Here is a 21,254-nt window from a genome sequence, read left to right as displayed (position 1 = left end):
CTCACCGTTGCGCTCGGCCCAACGCTGAATGTCGAACAGCGGAGTGTGCTCATGTTCGCGCAAGGCCAGGTTCTGCGCCTGCACGCTCTGCAACCATTCGCCAACGCTCGATGGCGACTGCGGGCTGGCGATGACCGGCAAGGTGTTGATGAACAGGCCGATCTGCTGCTCGACCCCTTTGAGCTCGGCCGGACGCCCCGCTACCGTCGCGCCGAACGCCACACACGGCTGGCCGGTCAGGCGCTGCAACAGCAGCAGCCATGCCGCCTGAATCAGCGTGTTGAGGGTGACTTTCTGCTGGCGCGCGAACTCGCCCAGACGCCGCGTCTGCTCAGCGTCGAGCACGCAGAAATGTTCTCCGTGGCCGTCGCGCGGTGCATCGCCGCGCTGCGCCTGCAACGCTTGCGCCAGCATGGTCGGCGCTTGCAGGTCAGCCAGTTGCGCGGTCCAGTAACGCTCGCTGGCCTGCACGTCCTGACGCTGCAGCCATTCGATGTAATCGCGGTAACGCCCGGCCAATGGCGGCTGGGCAACCCCGCTGTAGCGCTGCAGGACTTCGCCGAGCAACTGCGAGTTGCTCCAGCCGTCCATCAGGATGTGATGGTTGGTGTAGATCAAGTGGCAGCGCTGCTCGTCCAGCCGCACCACGACCATGCGCAACAGCGGCCCTTGGCTCAAGTCGAAACCTTGCGCCTGTTCGGCTGCGGCCAACGCATTCAGATCGCTCTGACAATCGTCGCGATCACGCCAGTCGAGGACGCGGAACGGCATGTCCAGTTGCTTGTGCACCACCTGCACCGGACGCGCCAGTTCACCCTGCCAGACAAAGCTGCTGCGCAGGATGTCGTGGTTGTCCACCGCCGCTTGCCAGGCCTGCTGAAAGCGTTGCGGATCGAGGCCTTCGACATCGAGCCGGACCTGGTTGATGTAATCGCCGGTGGCCTGCTCGTAGAGGCTGTGGAACAACATGCCCTGCTGCATCGCCGACAGCGGATACACATCGGCGACCTGGCGCGGCGCCAGCGGGAACTGGTCGAGCTGCGCCTGCGTCAGGCCGGCCAACGGGAAGTCCGACGGGGTCAGGCCTTCGACGTCCGGGGTCAGGCAATGGCCGATCAACGCTGCGAGTTCTGCGGCGTAATCTGCGGCCAGGGCTTCGATCACCGCGCTGTCGAAGCGCTCACTACTGAACGTCCAGCCCACCCGCAGCTCGCCGCCATACACCTGACCGTTGAGGGTCAACCAGTTGCCCAGCGGCGCCTCCGGGCTCTGGTCGAGGCCGGCGTTGTCCGGCGACGGCACGAACAGCGCAGCCTCGTCGCCAGCGAAACTGCCGTCGAACTGCCCAAGGTAGTTGAAGGTGATGCGCGGGCTCGGCAAGGCCTGCAAGCTCTGCTGCGCGCGGGCATCACCGAGGTAACGCAAGGCGCCGAAACCGATGCCCTTGTTGGGGATCGAGCGCAGTTGTTCCTTGATCTGCTTGATCGACTCGCCAAGCGTGTCTGCCGGTGTCAGGCGCACCGGGAACAGGCTGGTGAACCAGCCCACCGTGCGGGTCAGATCAACACCGTTGAACAGTTCTTCGCGGCCATGGCCTTCGAGCTGGATCAGCGTCGACGCCTGCCCGCTCCAGCGTCCAATGACCCGCGCCAGCGCCGTCAGCAACAGATCGTTGACCTGAGTGCGGTACGCCGCCGGGGCCTCTTGCAGCAGTTGGCGGGTCAGCTCGGTGCCGAGCCGGGTTTGTACGGTCTGGGCCAGACGATTGTCCTGACTGGCGTCAACGCGTTTGCACGGCAGATCGGTACTTACATCGCTCAGGCAGGCCTGCCAATAATCCAGTTCGGCCTGCAACGCCGGGCTGTTGGCGTAACGCTGCAAATGCTCGCCCCAGTCCTTGAAGGCGCTGGTCCGGGACGGCAGGCTCAACGGCTGATCATTCAGCAATTGCTGATAAGCGTTTTGCAGGTCTTCCAGCAGAATCCGCCACGACACGCCGTCCACCGCCAAGTGATGAATCACCAACTGCAGACGCTGCGTGCCATCGGCCAGATTCGCCAGCACCGCACGCAGCAACGGCCCGTGTTGCAGATCGAGACTGCGCTGGGCGCGGTTACCCAAGGCTTCAAGACCGGCGGCATCCGCGACGTGTTCCTGCCAGAGCAGGTTCTGCGGCAGCGCTTCGACCGCGCGGTGCTCGGCCTGCCACACGCCATCGTGCTGAGTGAAGCTCAGGCGCAAGGCATCGTGATGAGCGACCAGTGCGCGCAACACTTGCTCGATTTTTTCAGCGTCCAGCGTCTGCCGCGGTTGCAGCAGCACCGACTGGTTCCAGTGGTGACGCTGTGGGATCTCGTCGGCGAAGAATTGCTGCTGGATCGGCAGCAGCAACGCCGCACCGCTCGCGGCTTGCTGATCAATCGTCGATTCGTCGCCACCCCACTGCGCGACCAGCGCCAGACGCTGCACGGTCTGGTGCTGGAACAGGTCTTTGGGATTGAGGCGAATGCCGGCCTGACGGGCGCGGCTGACCACCTGAATCGAGATGATCGAGTCGCCGCCCAATTCGAAGAAATTATCGTTGATGCCGACTTGCGGCAGCTTCAGCACGTCCTGCCAGATCGCGGCCAGTCCCTGCTCCATCGCGCTTTGCGGCGCCTGATAGGTCTGCTGCGCCTGACTGGCGTCCGGTGACGGCAAGGCATTGCGGTTGAGTTTGCCGTTGGCGGTCAACGGCAATTGCGCCAGCAGCAACAGGTGCGCCGGGACCATGTGATCCGGCAGATTGGCCTTGAGTTCGGCGCGCACGCTGTCACGCCACAGCGCCTGTTCGACCGGGCTCGCGTCGAGCAGCGCGGCGTCGCCTGGCACCAGATACGCCACCAGTTGCTGACCACTGAGGCCCGGCTGCGCCAGCACCACGGCCTGGCGCACCGCAGCCTGTTCCAGCAACTGCGCTTCGATCTCGCCGAGTTCGATACGGAACCCGCGAATCTTCACCTGATGGTCGATCCGGCCGATGTATTCGATCACGCCGTCGGCGCGGTAGCGCGCCAGGTCACCGGTACGGTACAGACGCCCGCCATCGGCGGCGAACGGGTCGGGAATGAAGCGCAGACTGGTCAGATCCGCACGGTTCAGGTAACCGCGAGCCAGGCCGGCACGACCGACGTACAACTCACCGATGCAACCTTTGGCGACCGGGTTCAGATCTCCGTCGAGCAAGTACCAGGACAGGTCGGGAATCGGTTCGCCGATCGGGCTGCTGGCGTCACGCTGCAAGTCGGCCAGCGAAATCGGCCGGTAGGTCACGTGCACGGTGGTTTCGGTGATGCCGTACATGTTGATCAGTTGCGGTGCCTGATCGCCGAAACGCTCGAACCATGGACGCAGGCTCTTGACCTCCAGCGCCTCGCCGCCGAACACCACGTAACGCAGCGCCAGTGCTTGCGCCGCGTGTTCGGGGGCGCAGGCCACTTGCATCAATTGCTTGAACGCCGACGGCGTCTGATTGAGCACGGTGATGCCTTCGCGGCAGAGCAAGGCGAAGAAATCTTCCGGCGAGCGGCTGACCTCGTAAGGCACCACCAGCAGTTTGCCGCCGTACAGCAGCGCCCCGAAAATCTCCCACACCGAGAAGTCGAAGGCGTAGGAATGGAACAGGCTCCAGACATCTGTGGCGCCGAAATCGAACCACGCATCAGTGGCTTCGAACAGGCGCAGCACGTTGCGATGGGCCAGCAACGTGCCCTTCGGCTGCCCGGTGGAGCCGGAGGTGTAGATTACGTAAGCCAGGTTGTCCGGACTCATGCGCACCTGCGGATTGCTGTCGCTGTAGCCTTCCAGACCGTCACGCTCCTGATCGAGCATCAGGCTGCTCAGCGAATCCGGTACTGGCAGATGCCCCAGCAGATGACTCTGGGTCAGCAGCAAGGCGATGCCGCTGTCGCCGATCATGTAGCTCAGGCGTTCTTCCGGATACGTCGGGTCCAACGGCACATAAGCACCGCCGGCCTTGAGGATCGCCAGCAGGCCGACCAGCATGTCGAGGCTGCGCTCCACCGCCAGACCGACGCGCACGTCCGGGCCGACACCGCTGGCAATCAGCTTGTGGGCCAACTGGTTGGCGCGACTGTTCAGCTCGCCGTAGCTCAGGGACTGCCCGGCACAGCTCACGGCAATCGCTTGCGGGGCGCGGGCGGCTTGTTGTTCGATCCGTTGATGCAGGCACTGTTCGCTCGGGAAATCGCGGATGGCCGGGTTCCACTGCTGCAAGGTCGCCGCGCGTTCGGCGGCGTCATGCAGCGGCAGTTCGGCAATGCGCTGAGCGCTGTCGGCAACGATGCCTTGCAGCAGACGGGTCCAGTGTTGCGCCAGGCGTTCGATGGTTTCGACGTCGAACAGATCGGTGGCATAGGTCAGCTCGGCCCAGACGTTGTCGCTCGATTCAAAGGTGTTCAGGGTCAGGTCGAACTGCGCAGTACTGGACGCCCACGGCAAGCCTTCAATCGCCAGGTTTGGCAGCCGCGTGGCGCCCTGCGCCTGACGCACCTGGCTCTGGTGGTTGTGCATCACCTGGAACAGCGGGCTGTGGCTGAGGCTGCGCTCCGGTTGCAGCGCGTCGACCAATTGTTCAAACGGCAGATCCTGATGCGCCTGCGCACCCAGCACGGTGTTTTTCACTTGTTGCAGCAGGCTGCGGAACGTCTGCTGACTGTCGAACTCGGCCTTGAGTACCTGGGTGTTGACGAAGAAACCGATCAGGCCTTCGGTCTCGACCCGGTTGCGGTTGGCCACCGGCACTCCGACGCGGATATCGGCCTGACCGCTGTAGCGATGCAGCAAGGTCTGGAACGACGCCAGCAACAGCGCAAACAGCGTGACGTTCTCGCGCTGCGCCAGTTGCTTGAGCGCGGTGGCCAGTTCGAGGCTCAGCGGGATATCGCGACGGGCGCCACGATAGCTCTGCTCGGCTGGACGCGGACGGTCGGTCGGCAACTCCAGCAGCGGTTGATCACCATCGCCGAGTTGTGCGGTCCAGTAGCTCAATTGACGCTCGCGTTCACCGGCGTCCATCCACTGTTTCTGCCACACGGCGTAGTCGGCGTATTGCACCGGCAGCACCGGCAATTGCACGCTCTGGCCCTGGCTGTAGGCGGCATACAACGCCACCAGCTCATCGACCATGACATTCATCGACCAGCCATCGGAGACGATGTGATGCAGGGTGATGACCAGCGCGTGGTCATCGGCGGCCAGACGCAGCAGTTTGACCCGCAGCAACGGGCCTTGCTGCAGATTGAACAGGTGCAGGGTTTCGGCGGCGACCAGCGCTTGCAGCGCCGCCTCGTCGAGATCCGCCGCCACGTCCTGCACCTGCAGATCGAGCGTGCCGTGAGCCTGGATCACTTGCAGGGTCTGCCCCTGCTGCTCGACGAAGCAGGTGCGCAGCGATTCGTGGCGCTCGATCAGCGCGTCGAAGCTGCGCTGCAACGCCGGCAGATCCAGCTCACCGCGCAGACGCAGCGCCGCCGGCACGTGATAAGCGGTGCTGGTCGGTTCCAGTTGCCAGAGGAACCATTGACGCTCCTGGGCATAGGACAGCGCCAGCGGTTGCTGGCGTGGCAAGGCAACAATCGGCGGCTCCCGATGCGCCTGATCGACACCCAGCGCGGCGACAAAGTCTTCCAGCGTGCTGTGTTCGAACAACGTGCGCAGCGGCACTTGAACGTTCAGCGCCTGACGTACGCGCGAGACCACTTGCGTGACCAGCAACGAGTGGCCGCCCAGTTCGAAGAAGTTGTCACTCAGGCCTACGCGATCAAGCTTGAGCACCGCCTGCCAGATTTCGGCAACGCTGTGCTGAGTGGCGGTCTGCGGGACGATGTAAGTTGATTGCAAGTGGCTGGCGTCAGGTGCCGGCAAGGCTTTGCGGTCGACTTTGCCGTTCGGCGTCAGCGGCAGTTGCGCGAGGAACAGCAGGTGCGCCGGCACCATGTATTCCGGCAGCTCGGCCTTGAGGCTGGCTTTCAATGCGGCGCGCAGTTCGACTTCAGCAATATCGTCGGCGGTCGGCACCACATAGCCGACCAGTTGCGGGCCGTTCGGGCCGTCCTGAGCGACTACCACGGTTTCGCGCACGCTATCGAGGGCGAGCAAACGCGCTTCGATCTCGCCGAGTTCAATCCGGAAACCACGGATTTTCACCTGATGGTCGATCCGCCCGATGTACTCGATCACGCCTTCGGCGCGGTAACGGGTCAGGTCGCCGGTGCGGTACAGACGCGCGCCGGTTTTCGAAAAGGGATCAGGGACAAAGCGTTCGGCAGTCAGGCTCGGGCGCTGGAAGTAACCACGAGCGAGGCCGTCGCCGCCGATCAGCAATTCCCCCGGGGCGCCGAGCGGATTGAGCTCAAGGTCGCTGCCGAGGATGTACAACGCGGTGTTGTCGATCGGCGTGCCGAGGAATGGACGGCTGCTGTCCGCACTCAAGGCGTGCTGCGCCGACCAGATAGTGGTTTCGGTCGGGCCGTAGAGGTTCCACACGCTCGGCGTCAGTGCGAGCATGCGTTGCGCCAGTTCCTGCGGCAGCGCTTCACCGCCACAGAGGAACGTGCGGCCCGCCAGGATTAGCGCCTGTTCATTGTCCAGCAGCATGCGCCAGGTCGAAGGCGTGGCTTGCAGCGCCGTCACGGCGTGACGCTCGATCAGTTCGAGCACCGCTTGCGGGTCTTGATGCACATCCTTGCCGGTCAGCACCACACAGGCGCCGGCCAGCAAAGGGCCATAGATTTCCAGGCCGAAAATATCGAACGAGAAGGTGGTCAGCGACAGCATGCGATCGACGGCACAAATACCCGGCTGTTCGATCATGCTCGCGACAAAATTGCTCAGCGCCGCGTGGCGCACCATCACGCCTTTCGGTTTGCCGGTGGAACCGGAGGTGTAGATCGTGTAGGCCAGATGCTCGCCATTGACTGCCACGTCCGGCGCGGTCTGTGGATAAGCCGCCAGCCACTCGTGTGGTTGATCCAGCAACAGCGCTTGCACGCCCGGCGGGATCGGCAGCTGCGTCTGCAAATGGCTTTGGGTCAGCAGCAATTGCAGGCCGCTGTCTTCAATCATGTAGGCCAGGCGATCCTGCGGATACGCCGGGTCCAGCGGCACATAAGCACCGCCAGCCTTGAGGATCGCCAGCAGGCCGACGATCATTTCCGCGCTGCGCTCGACGGCGATGCCAACCAGTTGATCCGGGCCGACGCCGGCCTCGATCAGCTTGTGCGCCAGTTGACTCGAGCGGGCATCCAGCTCGCCGTAGCTCAGCACGTCTTCGCCGATGATCAGGGCCGTGGCCTGCGGCGTTTGCTGCGCACGCCGGGAGAAATCCTGCTGCACGCATTCGGCTTGCGCGCTGCGGTCGGCGCTGCGCAACCAGTCCTGCAACAGCACGCCGTGCTCGGCACTTTCCAGCAACGGCAATTCGCCGACGCGCTGGCTCGGTGCGGCGACGATGCCGCGCAGCAGGTTCTGCCAATGACGCGCCAGACGCTCGACGGTTTCAGCTTTGAACAGATCGGTGGCGTAGGTCAGCTCGGCGGCAAAGCCGTCGCTGGACTCGTAGGTATTCAGCGTCAGGTCGAACTGCGCGGTGCGCCCTTCCCACTGCACATCCTCGACACTCAGCTGCGGCAACTGCGCCGCGTTGCGGCCCTGATCACGGCTGGTCTGGTGGTTGAACATCACCTGGAACACCGGGCTGTGGCTCAGGCTGCGCTCCGGTTGCAGGGCTTCGATCAGTTGCTCGAACGGCAGATCCTGATGCGCCTGCGCGGCCATCGCCGCCTGCTTGACCTGAGCCAGCAACTGGTTGAACGGCAGTTGCCCGCTGACCTCGGCACTCAGCACCTGCGTGTTGACGAAGAAGCCGATCAGGCCTTCGGTTTCAACCCGGTTGCGGTTGGCGGTCGGCACCCCGACGCGAATCTGCGCCTGACCGCTGTAGCGATGCAGCAACGCCTGGAACGACGCCAGCAACAGCATGAACAGGCTTGCGTCTTCGCGCTGCGCCAGCTGTTTGAGGGCGTCACCGAGGTCGGCCGGCAGGTTCAGCTCCAGCCGCGCACCGCGCAGGCTTTGCACGGCCGGACGCGGGAAATCGATCGGCAGCTCCAGCACCGGCTGCTCGCCGCCCAGGGTCTTGACCCAGTAGGCCAACTGGCGCTCGCGCTCGCCCGCTTCCAGCCAGTGGCGCTGCCAGATCGCGTAGTCGGCGTATTGCACTTCCAGCTCCGGCAGGCTCAGCGGCTGCCCGGCGGTGTCGGCGGCGTAATGCTGAATCAACTCGTTGACCAGGACTTTGATCGACCAGCCATCGGAGATGATGTGGTGCTGGATCAGCACCAGCACATGGTCGTCCGGTGCCACTTCGAGCAGCGCCACCCGCAGCAGCGGGCCCTGCTGCAAATTGAACGGGCGTGCGGTTTCGCTCTCGACGAAGGCCTTGATCGCGGCGTCTTCCCCGGCGGCATCGAGGCCCTCCGGCAATGGCGTCAGGCTGATGCTCAGCGGCAGCTGCGGGTGAATCACCTGGCAAAAGCTTTCACCCTGTTCGGCGAAAGTGGTGCGCAGGCTTTCGTGGCGCGCCGCCACGGCGTTGAAGCTGCGCTCCAGCGCCGCCACATCCAGCCGCCCCTTGAGGCGCAGGGCGCTGGGGATGTGATACGCGGTGCTGTGCGGGTCCATTTGCCAGAGGAACAGTTGACGTTCCTGAGCGTACGACAGAGGAATCGCCGCAAACCCGGAACGTGTTTCCGGGATCGGCAGGTTGGCCGGAGAGACGCCCTCTTCGAGCATCTTTTCCAGGTACAGCTTACGTTTGTCCAGCGGCAGAGTGATAAAGCGCTTGGCTACCCTCAAAGCAACACTCTTGTCCATCAGACTTCCTCCATATCGTCAAGCAGGGCTTCCAGCTTGCTCAGTTTCTGTTCGTTGATTGCCCCGCCTCCTGTATCGAGTCGAGCGACAAAATCGCTCAGGACGGGGTGCTGGAATAACAGTTGCGGGGTCAGCGTCAGGCCCAGTTCAAGGGCCATGCGCGACACCACGTTGACCGCCAGCAGCGAGTGCCCGCCGAGTTCGAAGAAGTGATCGTTCAAGCCGATGCGTTGCACTTCGAGCACTTGCTGCCAGATCGCCGCGACCTGCTGCTCAAGCTCACTGTGCGGCGCGACATACGCGGCCTGCATCTGGCTGGCATCGACCGCCGGCAGGGCCTTGCGGTCGAGTTTGCCGTTGGGGGTCAGTGGCAACTGCTCAAGGAACAGCAGGTGCGCGGGAATCATGTAGTCAGGTAACGAAGACTTGAGGCCAGTCTTTAGTCCCTCGCGCAGTTGCCGCTGCGCGTCCCCGTCGTGCATCTCCAGTGACGGGGCGATCACATACGCCACCAGTTGCGCGCCGGTGTCGCTTTCGACGGCCAGCACCGCCGCCTCAGTGACTGCCGGTTGCGCGAGCAATCGCGCCTCGATCTCCCCCAGTTCGATGCGGAATCCACGAATTTTCACCTGATGGTCGATCCGGCCCATGTACTCCAGTTCGCCCTCCTCGCGCTGACGAATCAGGTCGCCGGTGCGGTACATGCGCTCGCCGTTGTCGACGAAAGGATTCGGCACGAAGCGCTCGGCGGTCATCGCCGCACGCCCCAGATAACCGCGCGTGATGCCGGCGCCGGACAGGTACAGCTCGGCCGAAACGCCTTGCGGCACTGCGTGCAGATCGGCATCCAGCAGATGACTGGCGCTGTGCTCAAGCGCGCGCCCGATCCGTGCCTGACCGCCAGCACTGCGGCGGGTCCAGGTCGAATAGGTGGTGTCTTCCGACGGGCCGTAAAGGTCGTAGACGTGCTCGACCGTCGACTGCTGATACAACGCCTCCACCAGCGCTTGTTTCAGCGGCTCACCCGCCAGGTTGATGATGCGCACGCTTGGCGGAATCTGCCCGGCACGTTGCAGCGCGGCGATCGCCGATGGCACGGTGTTGATCAGGCGCACCTGATCGCGGGCCGGCAGTTGCGCCAGCTCCAAGGCATTACGCGCGATGATCAGCGAACCACCGTTGGCCAGGGTGACAAACAGTTCCCACACCGACAGGTCGAAGCACACCGACGTCGAGGCCAGTACGCCTTGAATGTCGTCGCGGCTATAGACCTTGGCCGACCAGTCGATCAGCGCCATGACGTTGCGATGGGCAATCGCCACGCCTTTTGGTTTGCCGGTGGAACCGGAGGTGTAGATCACGTAGGCGAGGTTATCCGGCTGCACCGCAGTCTGTGGTGCAACAGCCGAATAGCCGCTTAGCGAAACCTGATCCATCAGCAGCACTTGGGTATCGCCCGGCACGCTCAGGGTCGCGGCAACCGCCTGTTCGGAGAGCAACACCCGCGCGCGGCTGTCTTCGAGCATGTAGGCCACGCGATCCGCCGGGTAATCCGGGTCCAGCGGCACATACGCACCGCCAGCCTTGAGCACCGCAAGCAAGGCAATCAGCAATTGCTCCGAACGCGGCATCGCCACGCCCACGCGCACTTCCGGGCCGACACCCAGCTCAAGCAGCTTGTGCGCCAGACGATTGGCCTGCGCATCCAATTCACCGTAGCTCAACTTCGTATTGGCGAAGGTCACCGCCAAGGCATCCGGGGTCGCCGCCACCTGATTGGCGATGGCTTGATGGATGCACTGCTCGGTGGAGAAGTCGGTGCTCACTAGCGGGCGGTGTTCGATCAGGTCCAGCTCGCTGAGCGTGCGCTCACCGGCATCCGCCATCTGGCTCAGCAGACGCTGCAGATGCGCGCCCAACTGCGCCACGCTGGCCGCCGCGAAGCTGTCGCGCTGATAACTGAAATGCACCGACAGTTGCGCGCCCATGTTCACCAGCAGGGTCAGCGGATAGTTGGTCTGCTCCTGATTGGCCACCGTGCCGAAGCGCAGACCTTGCGGCGCACCGCGTTCCAGTGCTTCGCCGATCGGGTAGTTCTCGAACACCATCAGGCTGTCGAACAGCGCGTCACCGCCCTGCCCGGCCCAGCGCTGAATATCCGCCAGCGGCGTGTGTTCGAACTCGCGCGAGGCGAGGTTCTGCGCCTGCACCGCTTGCAGCCAGGCGATCACGCTCTGCTGCGCGGACGGCGCAGCGATCACCGGCAGCGTGTTGATGAACAGGCCGATCTGCGCTTCGGCACCCGGCAGGTCCGCCGGGCGCCCGGCGACGGTGGCGCCGAACGCCACGCAATCCTTGCCGGTGTAGCGCTGCAACAGCAGCAGCCACGCCGCTTGCACCACGGTGTTGACGGTGACTTTCGCGGCCCGGGCAAACTCGCCCAGGCGCTGGCTCAGCTCAGCGTCCAGCACCTGGTAATGATCGCCGTAACCCACGCTCGGCAAACCGGCCTGCGGCCGCGCGATGGCATTGGCCAGGCGCGTCGGTTCCTGCAGATTGCCCAGCGTCGCCAACCAGTAGGCTTGCGCCGCCGCGCCATCCTGACGTTGCAGCCAGGCGATGTAATCGCGGTAGCGACCCGCGCCACGGGCGACCGCTTCGCCGCTGTAGTGCTGCAACACTTCGCCGAGCAACTGCGCGCTGCTCCAGCCGTCCATCAGGATGTGATGGTTGGTGTAGATCAGGTGATAACGCTCGGCTGCAGTGCGCACCAGCACCAGGCGCATCAGCGGCGCACAGCTCAGGTCCAGACCCAGGGCGCGCTCCTCATCGGCGAGGGTTTGCAGCGCTGCCTCCAGATCAGTCCTGCCATGCCAGTCGAGCACGCTGAACGGCACCTCGACCTGACGCTGCACCACTTGCACCGGTTGCGGCAGATCGCCTTGCCAGAAGAAACCGCTGCGCAGGATGTCATGCGCATCCACCGCCGCCTGCCACGCCGCGCGGAAGCGTTGCGGATCGACACCGTCGACGTCCAGGCGCATCTGGTTGATGTAGTCGCCATTGCCGTGTTCGAGCAAGGTGTGGAACAGCATGCCCTGCTGCATCGGCGACAGCGGATAGATGTCGTCGATGCCTTGCGGCTCCAGCACCAGCGCATCCAGTTGCGCTTGCGACAGTTGCGCCAGCGGGAAGTCCGACGGCGTCACGCCACGGTTGGCAGTGTCGCAGCAGTGGCCGATCAGCGCGGTCAGTTCATGCACATAGTCGTCGGCCAGACGCTGGATGGTGGCGGTGTCGAACATCGCGCCGCTGTAGGTCCAGCTCAGGTCCAGCTCACCGCCGAACACCTTGCTGTTAAGCGCCAGCGGATTGCCCAGCGGCCCTTGCAGATTGACCTCTGCGCCGCCGGACTCGCTGGTCGGCACGAACAGGGCATCGCTGGCAGCGTCGAAGCTGCCGTCGAACTGGCCGAGGTAGTTGAAGGTCAGGCGCGGCGCCGGCAAGGCTTGCAGGGTGGCACGCGCCGGCTCATCACCAAGGTGCGCGAGTGCGCCGAAGCCGATGCCTTTGTGGGGGATCGCCCGCAGCTGTTCCTTGATCTGCTTGAGCGACGCGCCGAGTTCGGCGGCCGGTGCCAGGCGTGCCGGGAATACGCTGGTGAACCAGCCCACGGTGCGGGTCAGATCGATGTGTTCGAACAGGTCTTCGCGACCATGGCCCTCAAGCAATACCAACGCATTGTCGTCACCGGTCCAGCGCACCAGCACCCGCGCCAGCGCGGTCAGCAACAGGTCGTTGACCTGGGTGCGATAAGCCGCCGGAGCTTCCTGCAACAGCTGACGGGTCAGGGTCTGATCGAGTTTGCTGCGCAGGATCAGCGCCTGATCGTGTTGCTGCCCACCGTTCGGATGGTCGTAAGGCAAAGCCGCCGAAGCGCCCTGCAACTGCTGCTGCCAGAAGCCCAGCTCGGCCTGCAACGCCGGGGTTTGGGCGTAGTCCTGCAACGCTGCCGCCCAAGCTTTGACTGCGCTGGTTTTCGCCGGCAATTGCACAGGCTTACCTGCGAGGAGCTGGCGATAAGCGTTTTGCAGGTCTTCAAACAGAATCCGCCACGACACGCCATCGACCACCAGGTGATGGACGATCAGCAGCAGGCGCTGACTGCCATCAGCCAGGTTCGCCAGCACCGCGCGGATCAGCGAACCGCCGCTCAGTTGCAGACTGCGCTGGGCCTTGTCGCCCAGTGCCTCAAGGGCGGCGAGATCAGCGACCTCGACTTGCCAGAGAATGGTTTCCCCCGCTTGCGTGGCGACGTCGCGGTAGTGCGCCGACCAACCCGCGGCCTGCTCGACAAAGTCCAGACGCAAACTGTCGTGCTGCACCACCAACGCATCCAGGGCTTGCTCCAGTACCTGAGCGTCCAGTGCCTGCGTCGGCTTGAGCATCACTGACTGGTTCCAGTGGTGACGGTCGGGAATCGCTTCGGCAAAGAATGTTTGATGAATCGGCAGCAGCGCGGTTTCGCCGGTTTGCGCACGCTGATCGATGGGCTGCACGGCTTCGCCGGTCTGCGCGACTGTAGCGAGGGCCTGAATGGTCTGGTGCTGGAACAGGTCTTTGGGGCTGAAGCGAATCCCGGCCTGCCGCGCCCGGCTGACCACCTGAATCGAGATGATCGAGTCGCCGCCCAGTTCGAAGAAGTTGTCGCTGACACCCACTTGCTCAAGCTTGAGCACGTCTTGCCAGATCGCCGCCAGTTGCTGCTCCAGCGCCGTCTGTGGCGCGACATAGGTTTGTTGCAGTTGGCTGACGTCCGGTTTTGGCAGGTTCTTGCGATCGAGCTTGCCGTTCGGCGTCAGCGGCATGCGCTCAAGACGCAGGACATACGCCGGCACCATGTGCGCCGGCAGGCTGGCCTTGAGCTGCGCGCGCAGGTGGTCGGTGAACTCGGCACTCGCTGAATCGCCGACCACGTAGGCCACCAGCCGCTTGCCACTGCCGGCGCTGCCTTCCTGCGCCACGACCACCGCTTCGCGCACGCCGTCGAGGGCTTGCAGCGCCGCTTCGACTTCGCCCAGTTCGATACGGAAACCGCGAATCTTCACCTGATTGTCGATGCGATCCAGATAGTCGAACGTGCCGTCGACACGCTGGCGCACCAGGTCACCGGTGCGATACAGCAAGCCGCCATGGGCGCTGAACGGATCGGCGACAAAACGCTCGGCGGTCAGCCCCGGACGGTTCAGATAACCCCGCGCCAACCCGGTACCACCGAGGTACAGCTCACCGGCCATGCCTTGTGGCAGCAGGTTCAGATCGGCGTCGAGCACGTAGGCGCTGCGGTCGCCGATCCGGCTGCCGATCGGCGCGTAAGCGGCACCGCATGACTCTTCACGGCCAGCCTTCCAGATCAATGGCGTGACCACGGTTTCGGTCGGGCCGTAGCCGTTGATGATGTAGTCCGGATCGAGGGCGCGTTTGACCCGTTCGAAACTGGCGTTTGGCACCGCATCGCCGCCGAAGCAATAGATCCGCACCTTCGGCGGGTTGCCGACACGCTCGGCGTGTTCGGCCAGTTGTTGCAGGTACACCGGCGGGAACGCAACCACGCTCACGCGGTGTTCGATCATCGCGTTGTAGGTCTGCTCCGGCGTCCACAGCGTGTCGTCGCGAATCAGCAGCGAAGCCCCGTGGGTCAGGCTGGTCAGCCAGCGTTCGTGGGCGCCGTCGAAGGCGAACGACATGAAGTGGAATTCGCAGTCGCTGTCGCGCATTTCGTAGCGCTGACCGATGGCCTGGCAATGCATCGCCAGTGGGCCATGGGCAACGCTGACGCCTTTCGGATTACCGGTGGAACCGGAGGTGTAGATCACGTACGCGAGGTTGTGCGGATCGACTGGCACCTGTGGCGCCGTGATCGGCAACTGGCGCAGGTCGAGACGATCCAGCTCCAGCAATGGCACCGACTCGCCGACCGGCAACTGCGCCGACACCGACGAATCGCTGATCAGCAGCGCCAGCCCAGAATCTTCAATCAGATAGGCCAGGCGTTCACGCGGGTAACTGGTGTCCAGCGGCACATAGGCACCGCCGGCCTTGAGCACCGCCAGCAGCGCGACGATTACCGCCTCGCTGCGTGGCAGGGCCACGCCGACCCGGATCTCGGCGCCGACACCACGGGCGATCAGTGCGTGAGCCAGTTGATTGGCACGCTGCTCGATCTCGCCATAACTGAAGTGCTGACCGTTGAAAATCACTGCAGTGCGCTGCGGGCGCTCGGCCGCCAGCGCAGCAATGCGCTGATGCACAGCGATGTCCACCGGGTAAGGCTGCGGCTGGTTTTCGGCTTGCTGGCGGGCATGCTCGTCAGCGCTGGCCAGAGCGATTTCGCCAAGGTTGCGTTCGGCCGACAGCGCAAACTGCTCAAGCAATTGCAACAGATGGGCACTGATGCCTTCGATCACTTCACCGGCAAACTGGCTGCGGTCGAAACTGTAGTGCAGCGCCAGTTGCTGTCCGAGGGTGACCGCCACGCTCAGGGCGTAGTGGGTCTGCTCCAGGTTGCCGACCTCACCGAATGTCAGGCCTTGCCCGGCCTGGCTCAGCGCCTGGGCGACCGGGTAGTTTTCGAACACCAGAATGTTGTCGAACAGCGCTTCACCGCCCTGCCCGGCCCAGCGCTGGATGTCCGCCAGCGGCGTGTGTTCGAAGTCGCGCAGGCTGAGGTTCTGCGCCTGCACCGCTTGCAGCCATTGACCAACGCTTTGGTCCGGACGCGGCGCGCCGATCACCGGCAGGGTGTTGATGAACAGGCCGACCTGTTGCTCGATGCCCGGCAAATCCGCCGGACGCCCGGCCACGGTCGCACCGAACGCCACCGCTTCGTGACCGGTGTAGCGCTGCAGCAACAGCAGCCACGCGGCTTGCACCAGGGTGTTGACGGTGACTTTCTGCTGGCGGGCAAACGCTTCCAGCGCCTGAGTGCGCGGCACGTCCAGCGTCAGGTAATGGTCGCCATGGCCGCTGGCGCGCTCGCCGCCGGTAGCGGCGCGGGCCAGTCGGGTCGGCTCTTGCAGCGTAGCCAACTGAGCGCTCCAGAAGTCCTGACTGAGTTGCGCGTCCTGACGCTGCAGCCAGGCGATGTAATCGCGATACCGTCCGCCGCCATGGGCCGGGGTGCGACCGCTGTAGCGCTGCAACACTTCGCCGAGCAACTGCGAGTTGCTCCAGCCGTCCATCAGGATGTGGTGATGGGTGTAGATCAGGTGCCATTGCTCGGCAGCGGTCTGCACCAGCACCAGACGCAGCAACGGTGCATGGCTCAAATCGAATCCTTGCTGACGTTCGGCATCGGCCAGCGCCGCAAGGGCTGCCGGCTGATCGTCGCGCTCGCGCCAGTCGAGAATGCTGAACGGCAACTGCACCTGCTTATGGACGATCTGCAGCGGTTGCGCCAGTTCGCCCTGCCAGACGAAACCGCTGCGCAGAATGTCCTGCGCATCGACGGTGGCCTGCCACGCGGCGCGGAAACGCTCAGGGTCAACGCCTTGCACATCCACGCGCAATTGATTGATGTATTCCCCCGCCGCTTGCTCGTAGAGGGTGTGGAACAGCAAACCCTGCTGCATCGGCGACAGCGGATAGACATCATCGAGCTCACCGGCCGGCACCGGCAGCGCATCCAGTTGCGCCTGGGTCACCCGAGCCAACGGGAAGTCCGATGGCGTCGCTTGCGCAATGGGTAGCGTGCAGCAATGTTCGATCAACGCCTGCAATTCGCTGGCGTATTGATCGACCAGTTGCTGCACCGTGGCGCTGTCGAACATCTCGCGGCTGAAGCCCCAGCTCATCGACAGTTCGCCGCCATACACCTGACCTTCCACAGTCAGCCAGTTGCCCAGAGGCGCCGACAGATCCTGCGCCACGCCGCTGGTTTCAACAGCCGGCACGAACAGCGCCGCTTCGTCGAACTGGCGGTCGAACTGGCCGAGGTAGTTGAAGGTGATGCGCGGTTGCGGCAGCGCGGCCAGTTCGGCGCGCACCGACGGCGCGGCCAGATGCCGTAGCACGCCGTAACCCAGACCTTTGTCCGGCACCGCGCGCAGTTGCTCCTTGATCGCCTTGATCGAGCCGTCGAGATCAGCGCTGGCGGTCAGGTTGACCGCGAACAGACTGGTGAACCAGCCCACGGTGCGGGTCAGGTCAATGTCATCGAACAGGTCTTCGCGGCCATGCCCTTCCAGTTCGATCAACGTGCCCGGCTGCTGGCTCCAGCGGCTGATGGTGCGCGCCAGTGCGGTGAGCAACAGATCGTTGACCTGGGTGCGATAGGCGGCGGGCGCCTGTTGCAGCAACTGGCGGGTGCGCTCGGCGTCGAGGCGCCATTCGATTTTCTCGCCATGCAAATTTTTCAGGCTGCCATCCGGGCGGTCGCACGGCAGATCTTCGGCGCCCTGATGCTGGGCTTTCCAATAACTCAATTGCTCATCGAAACGCGACGCTTCCTGCGCCAGACGCGCCGTCCAGCTCTGGAACGCGCTGGTCTTGGCCGGCAACTGAATGCCGCCACCCGCCGCCAGTTGCTCGTAAGCCTGCTGCAGATCTTCCAGCAGCACCCGCCAGGAAACGCCATCGACCGCCAGGTGATGAATGATCAGTGCCAGTCGTTGCGAGCCGTCGGCCATCGTCACCAGCAACGCGCGCAGCAGCGGGCCGTTTTGCAGGTCGAGGCTGCGCTGAGCTTCGTTGCATAGCGCCTGCAACTGTTCGGCAGATTCGGCATCGCGTTGCCACAGCTCAGCGCCCGTCAGCAGCGGGCCGTGGCTTTGCTGCCAGCCTTCGCTGCCTTCGACAAAACGCAGGCGCAAGGCGTCGTGGTGATTGATCAGGTGGGTCAGCGCCGCATCGAGCCATTGTGCGTTCAATGCCTCACGCGGGGTCAGCAGCAACGACTGGTTCCAGTGCTCGCGCACCGGCATCGCGCGGCTGAAGAAATCCTGCTGGATCGGCCCGAGCACGGCATCGCCGGTCACCGGCCCCTGATCCACCGAAGACAGATGATCGTGGCTCGCGACCAGCGCCAGACTGCGCACCGTCTGGTACTGGAACAGGTCACGCGGGCTGATGCGGATCCCGGCCTGTCGCGCACGGCTGACCACTTGAATCGAGATGATCGAATCGCCGCCCAGCTCGAAGAAGTTGTCTTCGAGGCCGACGCGGTCGAGGCCGAGCACAGCTTCCCAGATCGCCGCGAGGGCTTTTTGCATGGCGTCCTGTGGCGCCACGAATGCCTGTTGCGGCGCGGCATCCGGTTGTGGCAAGGCCTTGCGGTCGAGCTTGCCGTTGGCGGTGACCGGCAATTTGTCGAGGGTGATCAGGTAGGTCGGCACCATGAACTCCGGCAGACTGCCGAGCAGCCACGCCTTGACCTCTTGTTGCCACTGCTCGTCTGCCTGCGGGTTTTCCAGCACCAGATAAGCCACCAGATGCTTGCCGCCCTGCACCAGCACCACCGCCTCACGTATCAGCGAGTGCTGCATAAGGCGGGTCTCGATTTCGCCCAACTCGATGCGCAAACCGCGCAACTTAACCTGATGGTCGAGACGCCCGAGGTATTCGATCACGCCGTCGGCACGCTGCCGCACACGGTCACCGGTGCGGTACAGGCGCGCGCCGTCATGGAACGGGCACGGCACAAAACGTTCGGCCGTCAGCGCCGGACGCTGGTGATAACTGCGCGCCAGCCCGGCGCCGCCCAGATACAGTTCACCGGCGACACCGCTCGGCACCGGCAGCAATTCGGCATCGAGGACATGGGTGCGCAGGTTGGCGATCGGCCGGCCGATCGGCACGCTGTCCGCGCCTTCATCGACACAGGTCCAGTGGGTGACGTCGATGGCCGCTTCGGTCGGGCCGTACAAGTTGTAGAGGCTCGCGTTCGGCAGTTTGGCGAAGACTTGCAGTTGCGCATCCAGCGGCAACGCTTCACCGCTGCAGACAATCCGCTTGAGACCGCTGCAGCTTTCCACGCCGGCCTCATGGATGAACGCCTGCAACATCGACGGCACAAAGTGCAGCGTGCTGATGCCGTGACGGTTGATGCTATCGATCAATTGCAGCGGATCACGGTGCGCACCTGGCGCGGCCACCACCAGCCGCGCGCCGGTCAGCAGCGGCCAGAAGAACTCCCACACCGATACGTCGAAACTGAACGGGGTTTTCTGCAGCACCGAATCGCTGGCGTCCAGCGCATAGGCGTCCTGCATCCAGCACAAACGGTTGACCAGCGCCGCGTGGCTGTTGCCGGCGCCCTTCGGTTTACCGGTGGAGCCCGAGGTGTAAATCACGTAGGCCAGGTTCAGCGGATCGACGCTGACGTCGGGACGGCTGTCGCTGTAGCGGTCGAGCAGTCCTGGCTGATCCAGAGTGATGACGTTTACGCCGTCAGTCGGCAGCGTTGCCAGCAGCGCCTGTTGCGTCAGCAGCAAAGTGATGCCGCTGTCCTCGATCATGTAGGCCAGGCGCTCCTGCGGGTACTCCGGATCCAGCGGCACGTAGGCGCCGCCGGCCTTGAGAATCGCCAGCAGCGCGACGACCATTTCCACCGAACGCAGGGCACAGACGCCGACCAGGCTGTCCGCCTGCACACCCTGTTCGCGCAACAGATGCGCCAGACGATTGGCCCGGCCATCCAGTTCGGCATAACTCAGGGTCTGTTCGCCGAATACCAGTGCCGGTGCCTGCGGCGTGCGCGCGACCTGTGCTTCGATCAACTGGTGAATCGGCGTGTCGCTCGGGTATCGCGCGTGGATGTTGTTCCAGTCGTGCACCAACGTGCGCTGCTCGTCAGCCTCCAGCAGCGGCAACTCACCGATGCGCTGCGACGGATCAGCGACCATCGCCGTCAGCAGGCGCAGCCAGTGCCGCGCCATGCGTTCGATGGTCGGTGCATCGAACAGGTCGCTGGCGTAGGTCAGCGCGGCGTGCAGCTTGCCGCCCTTCTCCCAGGTGTCCAGCGTCAGGTCGAATTGGGTGGTGCGGCTCTGCCAGTCGAGGCTGTCGAGTTGCAGGCCGGATGCGGTGCTAATGGTGGCGATATCGGCGACGTGCGGCTGATGGTTGTACATCACCTGGAACAGCGGCGTGTGGCTGAGGCTGCGTTCCAGCTTCAGCGCTTCGACCAGTTGCTCGAACGGCAGATCCTGATGCGCCTGGGCACCGAGCGCGGTTTCCTTGACCGCCCGCAACAGTTCATCGACCCGAGTCTGGCCGTGCAGCTGCGTGCGCAGCACCTGGGTGTTGACGAAGAAGCCGATCAGCCCCTCGATCTCGCCGCGATTACGGTTGGCGATCGGCACGCCGACCCGCAGGTCGGTCTGCCCGGTGTAACGGTGCAGCAGCGCATTGAAGGCGCCGAGCAGGAACATGAATATAGTGACTTGATGCTGTTGCGCAGCGCTGCGCAGTTGCTCGGCGAGTTGGCCGTCGACCGCAAACTCGTAACGAGTGCCGCGATAGCTCGGCATCGCCGGGCGCGAATGATCCAGTGGCAGCTCCAGCACCGGGTGTTCGTCGCCCAGTTGCGCCTGCCAATAGTCGAGTTGGCGTGCTTGCTCACCGGCTTCCAGCCAGCGGCGTTGCCACAGCGCATAGTCGCTGTACTGAATCGGCAATGGCGGCAATTGCGGCGTCTGACCGGCGTCGAACGCGTCGTAGCAACGGATGAATTCGTCGATCAACACGTTCATCGACCAGCCATCGGAGACGATGTGGTGCAGGGTCAGCAGCAGCACGTGTTCCTGCTCGGCAAGCTTGAGCAAGGTCACCCGCAGCAAGGGGCCGACCGCCAGATCAAATGGCAACACCGACTGCTGTTCGGCGGCACGGTTCACCGCCTGCTCGCGCTCACCGGCCGGCAGTGCGCTGAAGTCCTCCCGGGTAATCAGCAGCGGCGCGGTGGCTGGCACTTGCAGCAGGCTGTCATCGGCCTGGCGCTGGAACACCGTACGCAGGGTTTCGTGGCGCTCCACCAGACTGGCGAAAGCTTGCTCCAGCGCCGACTGGTTCAGTCGACCATTGAGCCGCACCGCACCGGGCAGGTTGTAGGCGCCGCTCTGCGGGTCGAGTTGCCACAGGAACCACATGCGGCGCTGCGCGTAAGACAGCGCCTGACGATCCTCGGCTGCGATGCCGGCCGGTATCGGGAACCGCGCGAAATCCACGCCCTCCTTGTGCAGGGCCGCGAGGAACATCTGGCGCTTTTCCAGGGGCAACCCGATAAACCGGCGAGCAAGTTTCAAGGAGTCTTCAGCATTCAT

At 64.1% G+C, this 21,254-nt stretch carries 2 protein-coding genes (1 of these 2 cut by a window edge); both read right to left on the bottom strand.

All coding sequences use genetic code 11. The annotated features are described in order from the left end of the window. A protein-coding gene (locus E3Z29_RS12415; protein ID WP_134785890.1) for a non-ribosomal peptide synthase/polyketide synthase crosses the window boundary here: on the bottom strand, window positions 1–8,934 show its 5' portion. It extends 6,063 nt beyond the left edge of the window; only the first 8,934 of its 14,997 coding nucleotides appear in the window; its start codon is at window positions 8,932–8,934; its stop codon lies beyond the left edge, outside the window. Continuing rightward, window positions 8,934–21,254: a non-ribosomal peptide synthetase gene (locus tag E3Z29_RS12410; RefSeq protein WP_134785889.1), complete on the bottom strand. Its 12,321-nt coding sequence runs from the start codon at window positions 21,252–21,254 to the stop codon at window positions 8,934–8,936. Before E3Z29_RS12410 ends, E3Z29_RS12415 begins: the two co-directional genes overlap by 1 nt.

Origin of the sequence: Pseudomonas sp. S150, assembly GCF_004526365.1 — a bacterium.
GTDB classification, from domain to species: domain Bacteria; phylum Pseudomonadota; class Gammaproteobacteria; order Pseudomonadales; family Pseudomonadaceae; genus Aquipseudomonas; species Aquipseudomonas putida_A.
Note: the sequence above shows the minus strand (reverse complement) of the source record. Positions and strands in the feature narration are given on the sequence as shown.

Bases quoted from the DNA above. Each gene is read 5' to 3' on its own strand.
- E3Z29_RS12410 (WP_134785889.1), bottom strand. From the start codon at position 21,254: ATGAATGCTGAAGACTCCTTGAAACTTGCTCGCCGGTTTATCGGGTTG.